The 2382-nt window shown below is 61.3% G+C and carries 2 protein-coding genes; both read right to left on the reverse strand.

Translation table 11 applies throughout. The features are described from left to right. Nucleotides 1-24 precede the first annotated feature (24 nt). Nucleotides 25-552, reverse strand: a complete 528-nt coding sequence (locus tag ACIBKY_RS55375; RefSeq protein ID WP_397110779.1) for a hypothetical protein — start codon at nucleotides 550-552, stop codon at nucleotides 25-27. 448 nt (nucleotides 553-1000) lie between these two features. After that, nucleotides 1001-1516, reverse strand: a complete 516-nt coding sequence (locus ACIBKY_RS55380) for a hypothetical protein (protein ID WP_397110781.1) — start codon at nucleotides 1514-1516, stop codon at nucleotides 1001-1003. Nucleotides 1517-2382: the final 866 nt, after the last annotated feature.

Consider the following 2382-nt stretch of genomic DNA (forward strand, 5'->3'; position numbering starts at 1 on the left):
TCTACCAGGGGTTTCGCCATGTCATCAGACGAATGTCGACCTTGCGATCATGTTGTGATCAGCAGTCACCGCACGGGGATGAAAACGGCTCAGTGCATTGCCTTCGCGGATGAATCCGGCAGATTCCCGGCTTGGGTCCAGGGGACCGACGGTGTCGAGCAGGACGTCGTCGAACAGGGGGGCTGGCGGCACCCGCTCCTGGGTGCTCAGGCATAGATCCAGGCGGAGCTCGGTACGCGTGGACGCGGGGGAGCGCCAGAAGATGATCAGCTCCTGCCTGCGGCTGGGGTCGGATCCGACGACCATCCGGCTGTGTAGCCGGATCAGCCGGCCGTCAGGTGAGACAACCGCAAGCAGCTGAACACGCGCGGAATCGGTTCTGAGTGCCTGCGGGTCACGGGAATGGGAATCAATGAGTGGGTGCAACTGGAAGCTGATCTCATAAGCCTTGAGTGAATTCTCTGTAGTGGTTGTGCCAGTGAGCGCAGCCAGCAGTAGCCCTCCTGCGAGAATCTGCGGTGCCGGTTTAGTGCAAAGGAACCGAGGGCTCATCACCTCCCCCCACCCCCCTGCCCGCCGACATCCGGCGCTTGCGGCGTGGTCTTGGGATTCGAGTCTCAGGTAGGCCGCCGGCACGTACCACCAGATAGCGAAACCGGCCCACCGTCTCGACTACCCAAAATCGTGGCCCGAGACGGTGAACGGTCAATGTCCGTGAACGTGCCCACCCAACGGCCTCCACCTGCACATCCCCCGAGCAGAGGCCCCACACCCAACTGCTCCGGTGCCAGCGGGCCCAGCCTGCCCGCCGAGCGCGATGGCGATGCCCCATTACGGCGAGGGCTTCTGCCCGGCGCTGAGAGGCCTCGTCCAGGTCGGTGATTCTTACCCTGTCGGGTCGCCAACTGGGCCCGTGGCCGATGCGCAGGAGCCCTCCGGGCAGTGTCTCGACGAAGAACCGCCATCCTGACAAGGTGATCTCGGTGGGCACGTTGACCTTTCAGCAGCCGATGCCGTTCGTCCGATTCACGGTATTGCCAAATGATATCTGGCTGGCGTGGACCTCGTGGTAGGACTTGACTCGGTAGTCGTAGGTGCCTTCGCCGAAACAGTAAGTGGATAGGTCGACGTCGGCCCGATTGCTCCAGAAGTTGCGTTCACTGTCGGTGTCCAGCGTCTCCCAGCCGAACCAGCGAGATCGCTGCAGGTCGGAGTCTACGTAGATTTCCGGGTAGCTGGCCGGGCAGTAGGTCTCACCGAATCCGAACACGTCGGTCAGCCCACCCTTGTAAGGCGCGTCGCTGTGGCCCCAACAGCCAGGGGGCAGGGCGGCAGCTCCGGGTTCTTCGCTTCCTGGCAGGGGAGTGAGCTCGGTCTTGCTCGGAAGGTTGTCGATCGAGGGATCCTGTACCTGGCCGACCTCCGCCCGCCCAGGGTCGGCGAACGCGGGAACAGTAGAGACTGCGAGCAGGGATAACGCCGCTGCGACACTGAAGACTAACGTCCTGAACTTCACGATGGTTGTGTCCCTTTCTGAATCTGCTGGCTGTGCCTTTCCTGAAGCGTTATACGCATAAGAGGATCACACAATGCTGACTTATTAAGTGGGCAAGTCTGACATTCCGGTTGAAATAGGCGAACGTCGAGAAAAACATAACGCTCCCCAGTCCTACGAGTTATCGCCTTGGCGAGTGCCGCCAAGCCAAATGGCGAACAAGCTATTACCGCACCCTTGCCAAGAGGGTTGGGACCCTAAGTCGGATGAGAATCCTCCCGTGTATCCCGACACTTCAGAAGACTGGGTATCGATGGCATTGTTCATGCAACTTCTATACGTGCGATCTGTCAACAGGTGAATGTGATTCTAGAGTGAGAATAACGTCAGCCGGGGTGACTCCGTGTAAGTGGAAACTGCCGCTCCGCGTGAGCCTCGGGGCGGAATATCGAGTAGCTGGAAACGGGTGGCGTCTACATTTTCTCTAAATGCACAGGCCGGACGCCCGCTGAGAGTTGAACATTAAAGAGGAAAGAAGGGCGGCCGTCCTGCGAGAATCGGGGCACCGCCACCCCCGAACAGACCGCCGCCGACCTGGACGTCCGGGCGCTCGCACACGCGGCCGCCGACCGGCGTGAGGTCGAGGAGTAGCCGGTCTCGGGCGGCATGCGCCGGATGGACGCGCTGAGCGAGGTGATGCTGCTGTCGCACCGTTTCGCAGCCCATCCGGGAGGAGCCCGCTGCCCCGCCCCGGCACCTGATGGCCGAGATCCGTTCAACACCCAGTGCACAGAGGCTTTTCCAACCTGAGCGTGCAGGCCAGAGTGGATGCGCGAGGGTGGGTTGAGAGAAGAGAAGGCTCCCGGTAAGACAGCAGTCGACCAAGA

This window comes from Nonomuraea sp. NPDC050394 (genome assembly GCF_044459065.1).
In the GTDB taxonomy this organism is placed as follows: Bacteria; Actinomycetota; Actinomycetes; order Streptosporangiales; family Streptosporangiaceae; genus Nonomuraea.